The organism is Ruminococcus sp. 210702-SL.1.03, assembly GCF_020559915.1.
Taxonomy (GTDB): Bacteria; Bacillota; Clostridia; order Oscillospirales; family Ruminococcaceae; genus YE71.
The window spans coordinates 119,118-138,867 of the sequence record NZ_JAJCLZ010000001.1 but is presented as its reverse complement, the minus strand read 5'-3'; the positions used below and the strand labels follow the sequence as shown (position 1 = coordinate 138,867).

The window sequence follows — 19,750 nt, the reverse complement described above, 5'->3', positions numbered from 1 at the left end:
TCTTTAAAGATGTCTGAAAGTATCATTGGCAGTTTTTATCGCGCTAATCACCCGCAGAAATTATTTTCCGAAAACTTCTTTGGCTATGTCGCATGAGCGCTTTGCGTCCTTAGCATAGTAGTCCGCGCCTATCATCTCGGCGTACTCGGGCGTAAGCACCGCGCCGCCTACCATTATCTTGCATTCGTGCCTTTCGCGCAGCAGTTTTATAGTGTCCTCCATGCCTTTCAGCGTGGTGGTCATCAGCGCCGAAAGTCCTACCAGCTTTACGTTGTGCTTTACAGCCGTTTCCGCTACCAGCTCGGGGTCTACGTCCTTGCCGAGGTCGATAACGTCGTAGCCGTAGTTTTCCAGCAGTACCTTAACTATGTTTTTGCCTATATCGTGTATGTCGCCCTTTACCGTGCATATCACAATAGTGCCCTTAGAGGCTTCCTTTTCGCCGCTCTGCGAAAGCTTTTGCTTTATTACTTCAAAGCAGGCCTGCGCCGTGCCCGCCGTGAGTATGAGCTGCGGCAGGAATATCTTGCCTTTTTCAAATTCGTTGCCTGTCTTGTCCAGTTCTGGGATAAGTATGTTGTTCACTATTTCCATAGCGTCGGTAGTTTCCAGCAGCTTTTCCGTTATCTCTGCCGCGTCGCGCTTCAAGCCGTGCGCCATAGCGTAGCCGAGGGTCATGTCCGCCGCTGCGGCTTTCGGCACGGGCGCTTGCTCTGCGCCGTAGTTCTCTATAAATTCCGCAGCATTCTTGTCAATGTTCGCCAGCAGTCTGTAAGCGCGCACCGCCGATGTCATAGAGTCGATGTTCGGGTTCATGATAGGCAGGTCAAGCCCCTGCATCAGCGCCATCGTGAGGAAAGTGCGGTTCACTATCTCGCGCGAGGGCAGACCAAAGCTTATGTTCGATACGCCTAGCACCGTCTTTACGCCCAGCTTTTCTTTTACCAGCTTTACCGCCTGCAATGTCTGCATAGCCGCTTCCTGCTCTGCGGAGCAGGTGAGTACCAAACAGTCTATACAAATGTCGCTGCGGGGTATTCCGTATTCGTCCGCGCGGCGGCATATTTTTTCTGCTATCTTTAGTCTGCCCTCTACCGTCTTAGGTATGCCGTTTTCGTCAAGGCAGAGTCCTACTACCGCCGTGCCGTATTTCTTTACCAGCGGCAGTACTGAGTTGAGCGATTTTTCCTCGCCGTTTACCGAGTTTACTATCGGCTTTCCGCAGTAAACTCTCAGCGCCGCGTCCAGCACCTCGGGTATAGATGAGTCTATCTGCAAAGGCGTGTCGCATATGCCCTGTATCGCCTTTACCGCGCTCACCATCATCTCTTTTTCGTCTATGCCGGGCAGACCTACGTTTACGTCCAGTATCTCCGCGCCCGCCGAGATCTGCTCTATCGCCTGATTGCAGATGTAGTCCAGGTCGTGCTCAGCAAGCGCCTGCTTAAAGCGCTTCTTGCCCGTCGGGTTTATTCTCTCGCCAATTATCCTCGGGCAGTTTATCGGTACGGCTCTGCTCGCGCTGCATACTCCCGCGCCGAGCTCTTTGTACTTAGCTTCGCACTTCCTGCCGCTGAATTTCTCTGCGGTAGCCCTTATGTAGTCGGGCGTAGTGCCGCAGCAGCCGCCGATTATCTTTATGCCCAGCGGTATCATGTCGGCGAGCAGCTCGGAAAATTCTTCGGGCAATACGTTGTATTCGTTGGTTATGGGGTCTGGCAGACCTGCGTTCGGCTTTATGATAACGGGAAGATTCGTGTGCGCGCATACCTGCTCTACTACCGGTTGCAGTTCGCGCGGGCCGAGCGAGCAGTTTATGCCTATGGCGTCTGCCCCCAGTCCGCCCAGCGTCATCGTCATCGACTCTACTCCGCAGCCCGTGAATGTTCTCATGTTTTCCTCAAAGGTCATGGTGACGAGTACGGGCAGGTCAGAGTTTTCCTTTGCGGCGAGCAGCGCGGCTTTGGCCTCCAGCAGGTCGGTCATGGTTTCTATAACTATAACGTCCGCGTCCTTGCCCGCCAGCACCATCTCTTTGAAAACGTCGTAGGCTTCCTCAAATTTCATAGAGCCGTTCGGCTCGAGAAGCTGACCGGTAGGGCCTATGTCCAGCGCGCAGTATGCGGTACGGCTCGCGCGCGCTTTCGCCCTCTGCGCTATCTCTACCGCTGCGCCGATTATCTCGTCTACGCTCTTGCCCGTAGCCGCGAGTTTCAGCCTGTTTCCGCCAAAGGTGTTGCAGTAGAAAATGTCCGCGCCCGCTTCGATGTATTTTAGGTTTATCTCCTCTATCTGCTCGGGGTGGGTGAGGTTCAGCAGTTCGGGGTTCTCGCCCGCCGCCAGACCCGCTGCCTGCAGCATAGTGCCCATTCCGCCGTCTAAAAATATAAATTCCTTTTCGTTAAGCAGTTTTTTAAGATCCACAGTGTATTCCTCTCTTTCTGAATTCGCACCTGCCCGCCATCTTGCAGATAGCGCAGCCGCGCCGCCCTTTTTCTATAGGCTCGTCTGAAACGCCTATCACCGCCGTTACCGATTTTCTCGGAGTCAGCAGCAGCGAATCGGTGCAGGCTACCCCCGCGCGTTTCTGCGCGTTCAGCGTTTCTATTATCATCGGCTGTATGTCTAGCGGGAAGTCGCCGTATCCCGGCGAGAACCGCCATGTGAACCAGCAGCCCGTAAGTTTTTCGTATATCTCTTTCTCCGCTTCGTCGCAAACGGCTTCCACCGCCGCGCTCGCTAAGCAGTCGGTCATGTAGCCGAGGGTTATGTCCTCAGCCTCCTTGCGGCGAATAAGCTCGTCAGCTTTTGATGAAGCCGTAGCGCATAGCAGTATGCACCGCCGGCACCCGCTGAGGTGTCGGCGTATGTCCTCGCCCTTAAAGATCAGCTTCGTGCCCGCCAGTTTTATCCCATCGTCACATTCCTCGATGTCGAAAGCGCGGTATACCCAAGCGGGCGTTATCGCCTTTACCAGCTCGCGGCGGCAGCTCTCTATCATCTCCATCTGCGGGGCGGGGGGCTGCTCGCGGTAGCCCATGTACCTAATCGCTTCGTTTACATTTATACTTATATTTATCTCCATTTTTAGCTTCCCTTATAATAATTTTATCTCGATGTTGTCCCATGGGTCGTGAGCGAGTATAACTTCGCCCGCCGCCAGCGACTTTTTCACATCTATGAACCGCTGATTAGAGCTGCCCATGAATTTCAGCTCGTAGCTTTTTTTGTCCATCTCAAATTCGCCGTCTACCAAATAATCCAGCCGTTTCAGCAGCTCAAGATAGCCGTTTTCCGCGTTCGCGTTTTCCATCAGATATTCAAAGGTATAGCCCGTGTACGCCATGACGTTCATCTTAAAGCCTTCGTACCCGAGTATCATGTCGGCAAGCTCGGTCAGCGCGGCGCATTGGCAAAAAGGCTCGCCGCCCGAAAAAGTTACGCCGTCCAGCAGGGGATTTTTGATTATTTCTTCAAATATTTCCTGCGTGCTCTCAGTCCTGCCGCCCTCGAATGTCCATGTCTGTGGATTGTGGCAGCCGCGGCAGTGGTGCGGACAGCCCTGCACGAAAACGGTAAATCTCATTCCGGGGCCGTCTACTATCGAGTCATTCACCAGCCCAGCTATTTTAAGTTCCATTTTACAATTATCTCCTGATCATTATTCATTCATACCTACTGTAAATGAGTATACATATTTATTATAGCAGTTATTATGTCTAAAAACAATAATAATCAGAAAAATTAACCTTGATTTAACATTTTAAATGACACCGATTCATCGCTATTTGCCGATTTGTCATATTTGAGATGAAAAAATTATTTTTTTTGTGAGTTATTTTTTGTAAATTTGCTTGATTAAATAACGATTATATGATAGAATAATATGATGAGGTCTGTATGCTCGGTTTTTCGAGCTTGCAGATAAGGGGATTATTTTTACCGCAGGGAGGCAAAAAAATGAAAAATGAAATGTCAGCCGCTCAAGCTATTGCCAGCAAGCAGAGCAGGCGGCTGAGGAACAGGCACATAGGCTTTGCCGTTGCGCTGGGCATCATCTTGATGATAGCGATAGTCAGCATAGTGGCAGTTGCAAAGATACGCGCCAACGACCGCATAATGCTCGCGAAAAACCTTATCTCTCAGTTTGAGATAAATACTACTTACCGCGAGCCTGAGCTAGCTTCTGACGGCGACGAGGACGGCGACGGTATGCTCAACGAAGCTGAAACGCGCGCCAAGACCAATCCGCAGGACGTTGACAGCGATAACGACGGTATAAGCGACGGCGACGAAGTCGCGCTCGGTACTGACCCGCTCAATCCTGATACCGACGGCGACGGACTTCTCGATGGCTTTGAGCTGATGGCGGGTCTTGACCCGAAAAAGACAAGCACCGATGATAAAACGCCCGATAAGGACGTTGTGGTAGATATAAAGCGTGAGTTCGGCGAGATAACTCTTAACGTTACCGGCGACGCAAATATAGCTGATACATCTATCTCTGAGCTTAACGTTTTCGGGATCTCTTCTAACACAGGTATCGTCAGCACCGCTTACGACTTCGTTTCCGACCACAAGTTCCAGACCGCGAAGATCACTTTCAAGCTCGACAGCAAGAAAGTCGCACAAAAGGGCGCAAGCTTCTCTGACCTCTCAGTACTGAAATTCGACGCTTCGACTCAGAGTTACGAGAAAATAAAGAGCAGGGCAGACAGCTCGGCGGGTACTATCTCCGCAGACATCAACACTTACGGCACATATGTAGTCGGCACAGAGAAAAAGGCTAATTCGCCCGCAGTTACCAAAATAGCGTTCCTGCTCGATAACTCCGGCTCTATGTACCCCGTAGAGGAGTGCGAAACTTCTCCCGAAAACGACGTTAATTTCAAGCGCCTTGACTTCACCAAGAGCCTTATCAATAAGATAGAGGGCGAGGGCGATTACCTTTACAGCATAGCGAAATTTACGGGCACATACACCCAGCTCCAGAAATTCACCGCCGATACCGAAAAGCTGAATAACGCGCTCGAAAAAATTCGCGTCGGCAAAGAGGTATTCGATGGTTCTCATATCCAGTCAGCGCTCCAAAGCTGCATGAGCACTTTCGATAACGGCTCGACTAATCAGAGAAATATAATAGTGCTGCTTTCCGACGGCGCTTCCGATGAATCAAATCCGAAGAGCATAGAGCAGCTTGCGGAAATCGCAAATAATAACAACATCATCGTTATGACGATAGGTCTGGGCAAAGAGGCTGACCGCGCATGGCTGCAAAACCTCTCGGCGCAGACAGGCGGCAAGTACTACTCGGCTTCCGACGCAGACGCTCTCGAAAGCGTTTACAAGCAGATAGTTACCACTCTGAATTACGATATAGTAGATTATTCCGATTCGGACGAGCAGGCACAGGGCTACTCGCTCTATAACACAGGTTTTGACCCCACCAAAAACGGCTTCTCGTTCAGAAACTTCCGCACCTCTGATACCCCGAGCGTAGACTTCGGTATGGCGGTAATGGCGCGCGACTGGTACGTCGGCAGACTTCAGCTCAAGACCAAGGCCGTTTCTCCCGCGGACGACAGCGAGCAGAAATACGATGCCGAGGGCTATAACCTCAAGGGCAGTGAAGTGGAAGAAAAGTTCGAGGCAAATCAGCCGCTCTCTTCCTACGTTCCGTCCCTTATCACGGGCGACTTCGGCGACGTTAAAAAGTACCTCGATTATTCTTCCTCAGGCTCAGTTCTGAAAGTTGACGCCGACCTTATGGCAAAGGCTCTCCAGCAGGGCTGGTCGGTGAAGAAATATAAGCTTGACGCGAACAACCTCTCGTGGGAAAAGGTAGAGCTTCTCTCGCTCAACGTCAAAGAATGCTCAGACAAGATCGCAAAGGCAAGCTCCGACTCGGAAGCGGAGTTTTATAAGGCTCTCTACCACCTCAACGCTTTGCAGTGGGACGATACGCCCGTTACTTTCGATCTCTTTAACGGCGATGAGGGCTTTGACGAGCTGAAATCGCTTCTCGCTCTCGGCGAACCCGTAGTTACCACCATCGACGGCTCGCATACCGTAAATGCTATCGGTCTTATACAAGACAGCTCCGACCACCGCAAATATGTGCTTCAGGTCTACGACAGCAATTATCCCGGCTCGATCAAAAAGCTGTACATCACCCGCGCCGTAAAGGGCAATTTCGATATTACAGATGGCAAGGGCAAACTGAAAGACGTTTCCTACGAATACACCTGCGAATATGACGGCAAACAGGTAGGCGTAAAATTTTCTGACGTAGCGGCATATTGACCGCGCGGCACTCCAAAAAGATATTTGGAGTGAGCATAAGTAAACGTTTTCTGTAAATACTGCACAAATTCATGGCGGGAATTTCGTAAGAAATTTGACGTATTTTTGAAAACAAATTTCACAAAAGCCCTTGATTTTACGGCGTTTTTCTGTTATAATAAATATTGAATTAGAACGGTGCGCAATGGGCGTACTGTAAATTCTAAATTACACTAATTAATGTGGAGGAGATTTAAAATGAAAATTTCTAAGATTTTCGCAGGAATGTCCGCTGCTGCTATCATCGCTGCTGCGGTAGCAATGCCTGCATCTGCTGAAGCTCCTGTAGATAATGAATTCTACAATGCGACTGGCGAATGGACTTACACATTCAAGCTTTCTGATTATGCAGATAAGATCGGCCCCAGCGGTGATAACGACGGTATCCTGCTTGCTGAAAACACCAGCGAAGATGGATCGCCCAGCACCTGGACCTGCGGTTTCAACTTCCAGGTTGGACATATGAAGAACGCTAAGGTTTCCATGACTGTACATAGTGACGCTGGCAACATCTACAAGGGTGCTGATGCTGACGCTGGTTCTGATGATACTTGCTGGACTGTACAGACTTCTTGGAACGCTGACGCTCCTGCTGATAAAGAAAAGAGCACTGTAAAGTACACTGAAAACGAAGCTAAGGGTGCTGCTGAGCTGAACGGCTGGGATTCCGGCCCTACCAAGTTCAACGGCAACTGGGCACAGTTCATGCTGACCAATGACGATGTTTCCAGCGTTACCGTCACTGTAACTGTTGTTGCAGATGCTGACACTACTTGGGAATATCATGCTTATGACGAGGCTAAGTCCGATGATGAGAACTCCTACGTTGTATTCACCATGTTCGGTAATGGCGCTTCGACTCCTGAGAAGATTCCTAACGCTGACATCAACAAGCAGATCGAGGGCGAAGGCACTACTAGCTCCGGTGACGGCAGCACTACTTCCTCCGGCTCTTCTTCCGGTTCTTCCTCCGGAAGCAGCTCGAACTCTGCTTCTTCCAGCTCTAAGGGCGGTTCCAAAGGTGGTTCCAACGGCGGAAGCACTTCCAAGGGCAGTGCTTCTACTTCTTCCGCTAAGGATGCCGGTGCTTCCGATAACACTGCTAACGCAGAGTCCGGTGCAGCTGCAGGCGTAGGTCTGGCTATCGCTGCTCTTGCAGGCGCAGCTATCGTAGTTTCCCGCAAGAAGTAATTTTTAGCATAGCTGAATAATTGCAAATAATAAAAGGCATTGCTCTCGGGCAGTGCCTTTTTTGTATATATTGTATGAATATGAAAACGTTATCTGTGCAGTATGAACAAAAGTAAAATGGATAATTGTACATTTAGTATATTGAATATTTTCGGCATTTGTGTTATACTTTAAAAGTAAATGGTTCTGTATGAACAATTATTTTTGGAGGTAATTACTTATGAAAAAGTTTTTAGCTTGCACTGTTGCGACTATTATCGCAGCATCTATGATGACTGCTTGCGGCAGTGATGATTCTAAGGACAGCTCCAGCAAGGCTGCTGAGAGCACCACTACCACCGCGGCCAGCTCTGCTGCTGATGAATCTGCTACCGAGGAATCCGCTGCTGAAGAGTCCGCTGCTGATGAATCTGCTACCGAAGAGTCCGCTGCTGATGAATCCGCTGCAGAGGGCGATGCCGCTGAGCCTAAGCCTATCTCTGAGATGCCTGCAACTCTTCAGGATCTCGAGACCGCTTCTCTCGTATTCGACACCAGCATGGATCCTGCTGATTTCGTAAAGACTATGAACGAGGCAAACTTTGAGAACGATGAATCTGACGTTGAATTCTCTATTGAAGAGGTCGAGGGCGTTCCTATGCTCCGTTGTCAGGTTCTGACCCTTAAGGATGAAGAAGATCCTTCTCTCGGTTACAAGGTTCCGAAGATCCAGTTCGATATGTCCAAGATCTTTGCTGGCAAGACCGATACTCTTGACAAGGTATTCACCATCGACATCGAGTTCATGACCAAGGCTGTTGGCAACTTCGTAGCTGATGACGGTACTGAGTCGCTCGTTCCCGGCAACTTCATGGGCGCTCTTTGCTCGCAGGCTGGCGAAGATCCTGACAAGCTCGGTTGGAAGGAACTTGACAACCAGATCAGCGAATCTGAGTGGACTTCTGAGTGGGCTACTTACAAGTTTAGCGTTCGTCCCGGTCTGCTTGGACCTTTCAGCGCTGTTGACACTCCTCAGTACTTTACCTTTCTGAGATGGACCATTCCTAACCAGGCTGATTTCTACGTTGCAGACATCACCTTTAAGGATGAGGACGGCAATGTTCTGCCCGTTTCCATTGGCGCACACGCTGAATAATTCAGTTTACATAATAGACCGCACACACGCTGTGCGGTTTATTTTTTTGCAAATTTGCTGAACTTTACACTCATTTCGCCGATCTCAGCGCTTTTCGGTTTGTCGTTTTTCATCTCAACATCGTAATCCTCACTGCTGATTTTACCGCTGACTTTTCCCGCCGCGCATTTTTCCAACACCCGCACCGTCAAAAATATCGGCGAATTTGCGGGCAACTCCTCGCGTGAAAAAGTCTGCTCCATTTCCTCAAAACTTATCTTGCAGTCGGCGTCAGTCAGCGAAATTTCCATTCCCGCGAGCGTTTTCGGCTCGCTGACGCTTATCTGCCAGCCGCCCTCTAATCGCTCAAACTGCGCTTTTCCTGCAAAATCGTCACTGGAAATATCGGCGGTAACCGTGTAGCTTTTCGGCAGCGAGATCTCCGCACTCTTTGAATTGCCGCACGCCGATGCCGTCGAGATCGCGCAGATACACATACACATCAGTATAAATCTTTTCATTCAGACCCCTCCATAAAAAAGTCCCCCAAACCGATGGGGGACTTTTGCATAATCAAGCTTGTTAACTTGCAAATTGTTGACAATCGTAATTTACAAAATCGTGAGAGTTTCCTTAAAAGCGTTTATAATATCGCTCGCCGTGACGGCAGCAGGTGAGTACTTTTCACATAGTATTTCCGCAGTTTTTCCGCATATGTAATCGCCCAACGCGCAAGCTTCCGCCGCCGTAACGCCCTGCGCAAGCAGCGATGCGATAACGCCCGCAAGCATATCGCCCGAGCCGCCTTTTGCAAGTGCCGAACAGCCAAAATTCGTGACAGCCGCTTTTCCATTGCTGAACGTCACAGAAGTCGTGTCCTTGCTGTGCAGTGTCACGCCGTACTTCTCGCTCAGCTCGCGGCAGATCGCGTACCGCTCAGCCGAAGCCTCTGCCGTCGTCCGACCGCTCAGCCTTGCCAGTTCGCCGATGTGCGGAGTCAGAACTATCTCACAATTCTTGTCCCTCAGTACATCTATATTCAGCGCGAGCTGATTTATTCCGTCCGCGTCGATAAGCAGCGGTACACGCACTTTTTTTACCAACGCTTCGACAAGCCTGCGCGTGTTTTCGCTCCTGCCGATGCCGCAGCCGACCGCAACAGCACTGTGTGAATTTGCCAATCCGACCAGTTTATCTATCTCGCAACTGCTGATCGTGCCGCCCTCTGTTTCAAGCGGAGTGTAAATGCACTCGGGCGCGCTCGCCGCAATTATCGAGATCACGCTGTGCGGAGCAGCAAGGTTCACTATCCCGCAGCCGGTGTGAAGCGCCGCACGCGAACATATCGCCGCCGCGCCGATGTAATTTTCACTCCCGCAGATCAGCAGGACTTTTCCGAACGTTCCCTTGTGTGAGTATTCGGGACGCGCAGGTAACATTTTGTGCAATTCGCTGCCGAAAATCTCGTGAGAAGACATGCGGTCATCGAGGTACTCTTCCCAGCCGTCGGGAATTCCGATGTTCGCAATTTCGATCTTTCCGCATACAGAAAGCGCAGGTTTGAGCGCCATTCCGAACTTAATCGCGTGAAAAGTGATCGTTTCGTCGAACTTTACCGTTTCAGCTGCGATCTTTCCGCGTAGGCAGTCAACACCGCTCGGCATATCGCACGCTATCTTGTAGGTGTCAGATCGTGCAAATCTGCTCATCAAAAACTGTATGTTCTCGCGAAACTCGCCGTGAAAACCCGTGCCGAAAATGCAGTCTACAACTATATCTGCATCGCCAAAATCAACGTTTTCTGTAATGATCTTCACTTTTTTGCTGCCATTGAGCGCAAAAGCTTTCTTCGCAAGCTCGGTCTTAGGCTCGCCACAGACGTAGGCCGCGCTGACGTCAAATTTGTCCGCCAGTAAGGAAGCGCAGACTGAACCGTCGCCGCCGTTGTTGCCCGACCCGCAGAGAACCAGAATGTTTTTCGCACCGATTCGCGCCGCCGCACTCTCGACTGTTCTCGCCAACTGCGCTCCCGCGTTCTGCATAAGCTCCCAGAGCGAAACGCCCAGCGCTTCCGAAGCCTTTTCCGCCTGCGACATCTGCTGAGGCGTTAATAGTCTATTCATCTTTATCGCTCCTTTCCGCGATGCACACCGCCTGAGCCAGCTCGCGCGTGTGCGAAATGCTTATCGAAAATTCCAGTCCCGCCGCCGCCTGTGCTGCCGCACCCTCCAGTTTTAGGTAAGGCGCGCCAAGCTCATCGTGCGCTACGGTGATCTCATTCAGCGAAAAACCGCGCACGCCCGTGCCCAGTGCCTTCGCGAACGCCTCTTTCGCCGCCCAAGTCCCTGCCATTGATTGGTAAGGGTCTTTCATCTGAGAAAAACGCCGCCGCTCCTCATTTGAAAAGGCACGGCGGCAAAAACTATCTCTCTGAGCCGCATTTTTCACTCTCTCGACTTCTTGCAGGTCGCAGCCAACGCGGTATTTCACAGCTTGCTCACCGCATTTCTCGGAAAAAACGGCTTCATAAGCTGGGTCATTTCGGTGCTGGGGGTAAATACCAGCACGCCTTTTCCGAACTCGCGGTGCGTAAAACGCAGGTAATAATCGGTAAGCTCAGGGTTATTCGCGCCCGCCTTGACAAGCGTTTCGTCCTCGCCAACGGCAAAATCGCCGTTTACAACGCCGTACTCGCTGACCTTGTGCAGGTCGATGGTGCAAAGTCTGTTTCGCTTAGCCTGATTTATGATCTTGTCGATGTCGAGGTCGGCGTTCGTGAGAATGTATTCGTACTCAACGAAAAGTTTCGTGATTAGCTGGTAGCCGATGAAAATGCTCAGTCCTGCAAACACAAAGCCGAAAAGCGTCAGCGTCGTGTTGAAAGTCAGCAGTATAAAGAAAGCGGCGAGCGCTACTGCCGCGGCTATCGTGAAGATCTTCGAGGTCTTTTCTCCCTGCGAAAGCTCTCTTTTTACAATATATTCCTTGAAAACGTCCATGAAATTTGTCCTCCTAAAGTTGTGTATTAAATAGTATAGCACATTTTTCACGAAAAGTAAAGCGATATTTTGTTAATTTTGTTGAAAAGCACATTTACGCATTTTGCTGCCCAAACCCGTGATTTTCTGCCGTTACCCCTTGACAATCGACGGAATATGTGAGATAATATAAATATATGTTTTGTTACGGAAGTGCTTTTTATGGATATGAAAATAGCTATACTCCGCCGACTTACCTTTGAAATGGATACGCGAGTCGAGCGGCAGGTTTAAAATTCGTTTGAACATAATTACAAAACTTGCTGAAAGGATAGATGAATATGAAAAGAGAGCTGGATAAGCTTTACAGTCCCTCTGATTTTGAGGATAGAATCTATAAGATGTGGGTCGATGAAAACTGTTTCCACGCAGTGCGCGACCCCGAAAAAACGCCCTACACTATCGTTATCCCGCCCCCGAATATAACGGGTCAGCTTCACATGGGTCACGCGCTGGATAACACTCTTCAGGATATTCTTATCCGCTGGAAGAGAATGAGCGGCTACTGCGCGCTCTGGGTACCCGGCACCGACCACGCTTCCATCGCGACCGAGGCTAAGATAGTCGAGGCTATGCGCAAAGAGGGCGTCACAAAGGACGACCTCGGCAGAGATGGCTTCCTCAAGCGCGCATGGGCTTGGAAAGAGCAGTACGGCGGCAGAATAGTTTCGCAGCTAAAAAAGCTCGGCTCATCCTGCGACTGGGAGCGCGAGCGCTTCACACTCGACGAGGGCTGTTCCAAGGCTGTTAAAGACGTGTTTGTAAACTATTATAATAAAGGCCTTATCTACCGCGGCGAAAGAATTATAAACTGGTGTCCGCATTGCCGTACATCTATCTCAAACGCCGAGGTAGAGTATGAAGATCAGGCGGGTCATTTTTGGCATCTTCGCTACCCGCTGAAAGACGGCTCTGGCTACGTTGAGCTTGCTACCACCCGTCCCGAAACTCTGCTGGGCGATACCGCAGTTGCCGTAAATCCCAAGGATGAGCGTTACAAGGACATTGTTGGCAAGACCCTTATCCTGCCGCTCGTTGGCAGAGAGATACCCGTTGTCGCCGACAGCTATGTTGACATGGAGTTCGGTACAGGCGTAGTTAAGATCACCCCCGCGCATGACCCCAACGACTTCGAGGTCGGCAAGCGCCACGATCTGCCCGTTCTGAACGTTCTGACCGAGGACGCTAAGATAGTTGACGATTATCCCGAGTATGCTGGCATGGATAGATACGAAGCAAGAAAGAAGATAGTCGAAGACCTTGAAAAGGGCGGCTATCTCGTAGAAGTTGAAGACCACGAGCACAACGTCGGTACTTGCTACCGCTGCGGCACTACCGTAGAACCTCGTGTTTCGCTCCAGTGGTTTGTAAAGATGGACGAGCTTGCCAAGCCTGCTATCAAGGCTGTAGAGGACGGCGACATCAAGTTCGTGCCCGATAGATTTGAAAAGAATTACCTTAATTGGATGAACGATATTCGCGATTGGTGCATATCCCGCCAGCTTTGGTGGGGTCACCGCATACCCGCGTTCTACTGCGACGACTGCGGCGAAATGGTGGTTTCTAAGGAAAGCGAAGTTTGTTGCCCTAAGTGCGGCAAGCCCATGCGCCAAGACCCCGACACCCTCGATACATGGTTCTCTTCGGCGCTTTGGCCGTTCTCTACCCTCGGCTGGCCCGATGATACCGAAGACCTCAAGTATTTCTACCCGACCAGCACGCTCGTTACCGGCTACGATATTATCCCGTTCTGGGTATCGCGCATGATAGTTGCGGGTATGGAAAATATGAAGGAAAAGCCTTTTGATACCGTTCTTATCCACGGTCTTGTCCGCGACGAGCAGGGCAGAAAGATGTCTAAGTCGCTCGGCAACGGCATCGACCCGCTGGAAGTTATCGACAAATACGGCGCTGACGCTCTGCGTTTCATGCTCGCTACGGGCAACGCCCCCGGCAACGATATGCGCTATTCAGACGATAAGGTAAAGGCTTCCAGAAACTTTGCAAACAAGCTTTGGAACGCGGCTCGCTTCATCATGATGAACCTGCCCGATGGCTTTACCGCCGATGCACTGCCCGCGCAGATGAACATCGAGGACAAGTGGATAGTTTCCAAGTTCAATACCCTCGCTAAGGAGATCGATGAGAATCTTACAAACTTCGACCTCGGCGTAGCGGTCGCTAAGCTTTACGACTTCATTTGGGACGTTTACTGCGACTGGTACATCGAGCTGACTAAGCCGAGGATTGCGGCGGGCGGCGATACCGCGGCGGCGGCGCAGACGGTGCTCGTTTGGGTAATGAAAGGTATGCTGAAGCTTCTGCACCCCTTCATGCCGTACATCACTGAAGAGATCTGGCAGACCCTTACCGACGGCGCAAGCATTCTCATGCTCGAAAAGTACCCCGTTTACGATGAGTCGCTCAACTTCTCGGCTGAGGAGATCGACTTTGGCAAGATCATCGCGGCTATCAAGGCTGTAAGAAATATCCGCAGCGAAATGAACGTTGTGCCATCGGTAAAGGCTAAGCTTTATATCGAAACGGCTCAGCCCGAGGTTTTCGCAAACGGCGTTATGTTCTTCGAGCGTCTTGCTTCCGCAAGCGAGGTGGAGATACTTGAAAAGGCTGACGTTAAGGACGCCGTTACCGCAGTTACCGACGCGGCAAGAATTTTCATCCCTCTCTCCGACATCGTAGACACCGAAAAGGAGCGTGCACGCCTCGATAAGGAGAAGAAAAAGGTGCAGAAAGACATCGACTTCCTCTCAGGCAAACTGAATAATCAGGGCTTCCTCGCGAAAGCCCCCGAACAGCTCATCGCGGCGCAGAAAGAAAAGCTCGCTAAGGCTCAGGAAAAAATGGCGAAGATAGAAGAGTCGCTCGCAGCGCTCAAGTAAATCACAAGATATAAAAAGAGGGAACATCTCGGCAAAAGATGTTCCCTTATTTTTTGTTAATTTCTAACTTCGTAGACCTTGTTCAGCAGGATAACGCAGACTATGTAAAACGCCGCTGCGAAAGATCCCGCAAATACGCAGTCGGAAAGCTGCGCGGCTTTCGTCAGCGTTTCGCTCTCGCCGAAGATCTGCGTGAAAGCTTTCATCAGCCCGAGCTGTATGCAGAAATAGCTCAGCGCGACTATCAGCCCGCCGAATATAAATACCACCGTGCCGAAAAGAACCCGCCGCCGCGCCGCGCTTGCGATCAGCATTACCATGAAGCAGAAGAGAAGCGCCATCAGCATGAACATCAGCCCGCGCACCCACGATATGGGGTCGAGAAGCGCGCTCTCAGCCTGCGTGTAAACCACGCTCGTGCTGTTGATAAGCTTCGTCAGCAGATTCATGGCGGTTTCGTATATCAGCCGCGCGGGTATGTACCAGACCGTACAGCAGACCAGCTTTGAGATCATCTGCGCGCTCGGCGGTATAGGCAGGCAGACTGTCAGCGCTGCTTCACGGCTGAAATACGCGCGTACAAATCTGCTCAGCGGCATAGCGAACGCCGTGGCAAGCATTGCCAGCGAACACACGAACACCGCAAGCTCTAAGAATATCAGCATAGTCTGCGCGTAGCTCTCCGCGTTTTCAGGAAAGTGCGCGATGGTCGCGAGTGCGATGCCGACGATCACCGCCAGCGAGCCGAATATCGTCAGCACAGCTCGCACCGTGCAGGCTAGGTCGCGGCATATGAGTTTTCCGAGGTTCAGCATTGGCAGACCTCCTTGAAAAGCGCGGCGGGGTCGCATTCGCGCGCTGAGCCGTAGTGCCGCACCGTGCCGTTTTGCAGTATCAGCAGATCGTCCAACGCCTGCGCCGCTTCGTCAATGTTGTTCACGGCGACAAGCACAGCGCTTTCTTCGCGCGCCAGCTCGCCTATCTTTTGATAGATGTACGCTCGCGTTCGTTCGTCAGTGCCAGCCGCAGGCTCATCCAATAGATACAGCGCCGTCTGCCTCGAAGCCGTCAGCGCAAACTGTATGCCCCGCCGTGCGCCCTGCGAAAATGTCCCGAAGCGCTTGTTGATGTCGATGCTCAGATCGTCCAGCATAGCGAGCGCCGCCGCCGAGCTGAAGTCCTTGAACCACCCGCTGAAAAGCCGCACCGCTTCGCCGATCTTTACATCGTCTGGCAGCATATCGCGGTCAGGGAGGCAGGCTGTCAGCGCACGCGTTTTTTTGCCGACAGGCAGTCCGCAGATCTCGACTTCGCCGCTGTCAGCGCGCATAAGCCCCGCGGCTATCCGCAGCAGAGTGCTCTTGCCGCAGCCGTGCAGCCCGCAAAGTCCCACGACTCTGCCGCCGTAAACGCTCACGCTGACGTCGGTGAGCGCGGGCATTCTGCCCAGTTTTCTGCTGACCTCGCTCAGCCGCAGTATCTCAGCCATACTTCCTCCTTAAACACAAAACGCCGCTTCGCTCTTGCCCGCAGGCGCGAACGTTCGCGGCGTTGTTTTTACAAAAATCATCTTTCCTCGCAGATCAGCTTTATAGCCGTTCGCTCTTCGCCGTCGATGACGACGTTTGCAAATGCGGGAATACATATCATATTTATGCCCAGCGGTGCGAGGTAACCCCTTGCGATGGCGACTGCCTTTATCGCCTGATTAGCCGCGCCTGCGCCGACTGCCTGCACCTCAACCGCGCCGCTGTCGCGGACAACGCCCGAGATCGCGCCTGCTACCGAGTTCGGAACTGATCTTGAAGACACTTTTAAAATTTCCATTTATTGTACCTCCGGCTAAACAAATATCCATTCGCAGATGTGAAAAATTATCCGCTATGGTAATTTGATTATACAACATTTTTAAAAAATTTGCAACAGTTCGGCGGATTTTTTGTAGGTTATCTCATAATTATGCGCTCGATTTTGTTCGCTTTGCCCAATTTTTCATTAAATTCAACTGCTACAGCGTTTATGAAAGCCGGATTTTCGCTTATTTTAAATGTAACAGGGCAGTGGTACTTCATTTTTTGAATCGCTATCTCGGTGTCTACGCCCAGTACGGAAAGCTCAGGGCCTGTCATTCCCGCGTCGGTGATGTACGCCGTGTGCCCGCCGAGAATGGTTTCGTCCGCCGTCTGAACGTGCGTGTGCGTGCCAAAAACGCCGGTAACTCTGCCCGCAAGGTACTGCCCCATAGCTTTTTTCTCAGAGGTAGCCTCCGCGTGAAAATCTACGAAAATGTTAGGCGTGTCCGCCTCTTCGATAAGCTTGTCCACGCAGAAAAAAGGGTTGTCCAGCGCCTCAAGCCCTACTGTTCCCATCAGGCTTATAACGGCTATCTTCACGGGGAAAACGTCAACTATGCAGCTGCCCCTGCCCGAAACGCCCTCGGGAAAATTAGCGGGGCGCAGCAGCGTTTCAGCTTCGTCATAAAGGCTGGTGCAGCCCTTTTGCTGAAAAGAGTGGTTGCCGCCCGTAACTACGTCAGCGCCCAGCCGTATCAGCCGCTGGTAAGAAGCGCGGTTGACGCCGTTTCCGACCGCCGAGTTTTCGCCGTTGATTATAGTGAGATCAATCGCGAGGTCGCGCTTTAGCTTGTAAAGCCGCCGCTCGAGTATCTCGATTCCCGCAGTACCCACAACGTCGCCGACAAAGAGCATTTTCATAGCAAATTTCCTTTCAGTTCGCACCCGCCATGCGGGTCTTTGCAACAAAGCGCCTCGGTATCTGCCCGAAGCGCTCGAAAAAATATGGTGCCGGTGGTCGGGCTCGAACCGACACGGTATCGCTACCAACGGATTTTGAGTCCGTCACGTCTGCCAATTCCATCACACCGGCATTATATATCTATTATATCAAAAAATGCGGCGTTTGTCAAGGGGAATTTTTGCATTGTAAGCATTTATTTTGTTGACTTGTTGATCGTGATGGCGAAAAATTCAAGGTTTTATCACTGCTTAAAACGTGTGGGAGCTTCTTAAGGCAATACCGCACAGCTATTGTGTGCAGATTGCGTCGTCAGATTTTTCGTCAGATCGCCTAAAGCCGACAACGCTTAACTCGCGTTAAGCTAGGAGGTTTTGGGTGATATGACGGAAAATTGTTTTGGCTTCGCAAAAACGCAAGCAAGATGTGCACAAAGCCGCTAGGCGGTAGTTGTGCGGTGTTGCCTTAATACCTATTTCATGAATAAAAAAAGAAAAAAATGAAAAGGGGCTTGAAATTTAGCGAAATATGTTGTATAATAAATTTGTATGCAGACGCTGGCTCAAGTTTGCATTTAAATTAACGAGAGGAGTTATGTGAAAAATGGTTTATTCTCATGAAGTTGAAACAATGTGCCCTATCGCTCAGGGCGTAGCTCATGGCGCAGCGCCTATCCCCGAAGAAGCTAAGTGGGTGAAGGCTAAGGAAATCAAGGACATTTCCGGTTTTACTCACGGCGTGGGCTGGTGTGCTCCCCAGCAGGGCGCTTGCAAGCTTACACTTAACGTTAAGGAGGGCGTTATCCAGGAGGCTCTGGTAGAAACTATCGGCTGCTCCGGTATGACTCACTCTGCGGCTATGGCTGCTGAGATCCTGCCCGGCAGAACAGTTCTCGAGGCTCTTAATACCGACCTCGTTTGCGACGCTATCAATACCGCAATGAGAGAGCTTTTCCTTCAGATCGTATACGGCCGTTCGCAGAGCGCTTTCTCCGAAGGCGGTCTTGTTATCGGCGCAGGTCTTGAGGACCTCGGTAAGGGTCTTCGCTCGCAGGTAGGTACTATGTATGGTACTCTTGCAAAGGGCCCCAGATACCTCGAAATGACCGACGGTTATGTTACCGGCGTTGCTCTTAACGAGGACGACGAGATCATCGGCTATCAGTTCGTAAACTTCGGCAAGATGATGGACTTCATCAAGGGCGGCGACGACGCTAACACCGCTTTCGAGAAGGCTAAGGGTCAGTACGGAAGAGTTGCAGACGCCGTTAAGATCGTTGACCCCAGAAAAGCATAATAAGGAGGTACAGAACAATGGCTTTATTTGAATCATATGAAAGAAGAGAAAAGCAGATCCTTGCTGTTATCAATCAGTACGGTATCAATACTATTGAAGAATGTGCCGACGTATGTAAGGAAAAGGGTCTTGACATCTACAAGCTCGTAGAGGGCATTCAGCCTATCTGCTTCGAGAACGCTAAGTGGGCTTACACCGTAGGCTGCGCTATCGCTATCAAGAAGGGCTGCACCAGAGCTGCTGACGCTGCTGCTGCTATCGGCGAAGGTCTTCAGGCTTTCTGCATCCCCGGCTCTGTTGCCGACCACAGAAAGGTTGGTCTTGGCCACGGAAACCTCGGCAAAATGCTGCTTGAGGAAGAGACCGAGTGCTTCGCATTCCTCGCAGGCCACGAGTCTTTCGCTGCTGCTGAGGGCGCTATCGGTATCGCTGAGAAGGCTAACAAGGTTCGCCAGAAGCCCCTCCGCGTTATCCTGAACGGTCTTGGAAAAGACGCTGCACAGATCATCGCAAGAATCAACGGCTTTACCTACGTTGAGACCGAGATGGATTACCACAGCGGCGAAGTTAAGGAAGTATTCCGCAAGGCTTACTCCGATGGACTCCGCGCAAAGGTAAACTGCTACGGCGCTAACGATGTTACCGAAGGTGTAGCTATCATGTGGAAGGAAAACGTAGACGTATCCATCACCGGTAACTCTACCAATCCTACCAGATTCCAGCACCCTGTTGCAGGTACATATAAGAAAGAGCGTCTGGACGCAGGCAAGAAGTACTTCTCCGTTGCTTCGGGCGGCGGCACAGGACGTACCCTGCACCCCGACAACATGGCAGCAGGCCCTGCTTCTTACGGCATGACCGACACCATGGGAAGAATGCACAGCGACGCACAGTTCGCAGGCTCTTCCTCTGTTCCTGCTCACGTTGAGATGATGGGACTCATAGGCATGGGTAACAACCCCATGGTTGGCGCTACCGTTGCTTGTGCGGTTGCTGTTGAAGAGGCTATGAAGGGTTGATCTGACAGCCTAAAATAACATAACCGAATAATATCATTCACCCCGCGAAGCCCCGCTTTCAGCGGGGTGAATTTTTTCTCCCGCACTACTTGTAAT

At 51.0% G+C, this 19,750-nt stretch carries 17 protein-coding genes and 1 tRNA gene; 6 read left to right on the top strand and 12 right to left on the bottom strand.

The genetic code is table 11. From position 1 onward, the window contains the following. Positions 1–60: 60 nt before the first annotated feature. Genes LI114_RS00660 through nrdG form a run of 3 tightly spaced genes read right to left on the bottom strand, consistent with a single transcriptional unit; the run spans position 61 to position 3,640 of the window. Positions 61–2,424 carry a homocysteine S-methyltransferase family protein gene (locus LI114_RS00660; protein ID WP_227218496.1) on the bottom strand — a complete coding sequence of 788 codons (2,364 nt, stop codon included), beginning with the start codon at positions 2,422–2,424 and terminating at the stop codon, positions 61–63. After that, positions 2,414–3,085 (bottom strand): vitamin B12 dependent-methionine synthase activation domain-containing protein, encoded by a 672-nt coding sequence (locus LI114_RS00655; RefSeq protein WP_227218494.1) that lies wholly within the window; start codon positions 3,083–3,085, stop codon positions 2,414–2,416. Before LI114_RS00655 ends, LI114_RS00660 begins: the two co-directional genes overlap by 11 nt. Before the next feature lie 12 nt (positions 3,086–3,097). Beyond that, on the bottom strand, positions 3,098–3,640 hold the full coding sequence (gene nrdG / locus LI114_RS00650) for an anaerobic ribonucleoside-triphosphate reductase activating protein (protein ID WP_227218492.1): 543 nt from the start codon (positions 3,638–3,640) through the stop codon (positions 3,098–3,100). Between the two features lie 320 nt (positions 3,641–3,960). On the opposite strand from nrdG, the gene LI114_RS00645 reads away from it, so the two are divergent. The 3 genes from LI114_RS00645 to LI114_RS00635 all read left to right on the top strand — a co-directional run bounded on the left by LI114_RS00645 (position 3,961) and on the right by LI114_RS00635 (position 8,668). Beyond that, on the top strand, positions 3,961–6,303 hold the full coding sequence (locus LI114_RS00645; RefSeq protein ID WP_227218490.1) for a vWA domain-containing protein: 2,343 nt from the start codon (positions 3,961–3,963) through the stop codon (positions 6,301–6,303). A 237-nt stretch (positions 6,304–6,540) separates the two neighbouring features. Continuing rightward, on the top strand, positions 6,541–7,533 hold the full coding sequence (locus tag LI114_RS00640) for a hypothetical protein (RefSeq protein WP_227218488.1): 993 nt from the start codon (positions 6,541–6,543) through the stop codon (positions 7,531–7,533). 220 nt (positions 7,534–7,753) lie between these two features. Continuing rightward, complete coding sequence (locus LI114_RS00635) at positions 7,754–8,668, top strand: hypothetical protein (RefSeq protein ID WP_227218486.1); 915 nt, start codon at positions 7,754–7,756, stop codon at positions 8,666–8,668. Positions 8,669–8,706: 38 nt separating this feature from the next. On the opposite strand, the gene LI114_RS00630 is transcribed toward LI114_RS00635, so the two are convergent. The 4 genes from LI114_RS00630 to LI114_RS00615 all read right to left on the bottom strand — a co-directional run bounded on the left by LI114_RS00630 (position 8,707) and on the right by LI114_RS00615 (position 11,646). Next, positions 8,707–9,168 carry a hypothetical protein gene (locus LI114_RS00630; RefSeq protein ID WP_227218484.1) on the bottom strand — a complete coding sequence of 154 codons (462 nt, stop codon included), beginning with the start codon at positions 9,166–9,168 and terminating at the stop codon, positions 8,707–8,709. A 90-nt stretch (positions 9,169–9,258) separates the two neighbouring features. After that, entirely contained in the window at positions 9,259–10,770 is a 1,512-nt protein-coding gene (locus LI114_RS00625; RefSeq protein ID WP_227218482.1) for an NAD(P)H-hydrate dehydratase, read from the bottom strand. Further along, complete coding sequence (acpS, locus tag LI114_RS00620) at positions 10,763–11,137, bottom strand: holo-ACP synthase (RefSeq protein ID WP_227218480.1); 375 nt, start codon at positions 11,135–11,137, stop codon at positions 10,763–10,765. Before acpS ends, LI114_RS00625 begins: the two co-directional genes overlap by 8 nt. Next, on the bottom strand, positions 11,134–11,646 hold the full coding sequence (locus tag LI114_RS00615) for a hypothetical protein (protein WP_227218478.1): 513 nt from the start codon (positions 11,644–11,646) through the stop codon (positions 11,134–11,136). Before LI114_RS00615 ends, acpS begins: the two co-directional genes overlap by 4 nt. A 320-nt stretch (positions 11,647–11,966) precedes the next feature. On the opposite strand from LI114_RS00615, the gene LI114_RS00610 reads away from it, so the two are divergent. Next, on the top strand, positions 11,967–14,585 hold the full coding sequence (locus LI114_RS00610; protein ID WP_227218476.1) for a valine--tRNA ligase: 2,619 nt from the start codon (positions 11,967–11,969) through the stop codon (positions 14,583–14,585). Between the two features lie 56 nt (positions 14,586–14,641). Here LI114_RS00610 and LI114_RS00605 read toward each other — a convergent pair whose 3' ends face one another. From LI114_RS00605 to LI114_RS00585, 5 genes are all read right to left on the bottom strand, one after another. Continuing rightward, on the bottom strand, positions 14,642–15,400 hold the full coding sequence (locus LI114_RS00605) for a hypothetical protein (protein ID WP_227218474.1): 759 nt from the start codon (positions 15,398–15,400) through the stop codon (positions 14,642–14,644). Next, positions 15,394–16,074 (bottom strand): ABC transporter ATP-binding protein, encoded by a 681-nt coding sequence (locus tag LI114_RS00600; RefSeq protein ID WP_227218472.1) that lies wholly within the window; start codon positions 16,072–16,074, stop codon positions 15,394–15,396. The genes LI114_RS00605 and LI114_RS00600 overlap by 7 nt, the downstream gene beginning before the upstream one ends. 77 nt (positions 16,075–16,151) lie before the next feature. Next, positions 16,152–16,412 carry a stage V sporulation protein S gene (locus LI114_RS00595; RefSeq protein WP_022128473.1) on the bottom strand — a complete coding sequence of 87 codons (261 nt, stop codon included), beginning with the start codon at positions 16,410–16,412 and terminating at the stop codon, positions 16,152–16,154. A 119-nt stretch (positions 16,413–16,531) separates the two neighbouring features. Next, the gene (locus LI114_RS00590) at positions 16,532–17,299 is read right to left on the bottom strand and encodes a TIGR00282 family metallophosphoesterase (RefSeq protein WP_227218470.1); all 768 of its coding nucleotides are present in this window, start codon (positions 17,297–17,299) and stop codon (positions 16,532–16,534) included. 85 nt (positions 17,300–17,384) lie between these two features. Then, a tRNA-Leu gene (locus LI114_RS00585) sits at positions 17,385–17,471 on the bottom strand. A gap of 471 nt (positions 17,472–17,942) precedes the next feature. Here LI114_RS00585 and LI114_RS00580 point away from each other — a divergent pair. After that, entirely contained in the window at positions 17,943–18,635 is a 693-nt protein-coding gene (locus LI114_RS00580; protein WP_022128475.1) for an iron-sulfur cluster assembly scaffold protein, read from the top strand. Positions 18,636–18,652: 17 nt separating this feature from the next. Next, positions 18,653–19,654, top strand: coding sequence for a GGGtGRT protein (locus LI114_RS00575; protein ID WP_022128476.1), 1,002 nt, complete (start codon positions 18,653–18,655; stop codon positions 19,652–19,654). Positions 19,655–19,750 lie beyond the last annotated feature (96 nt).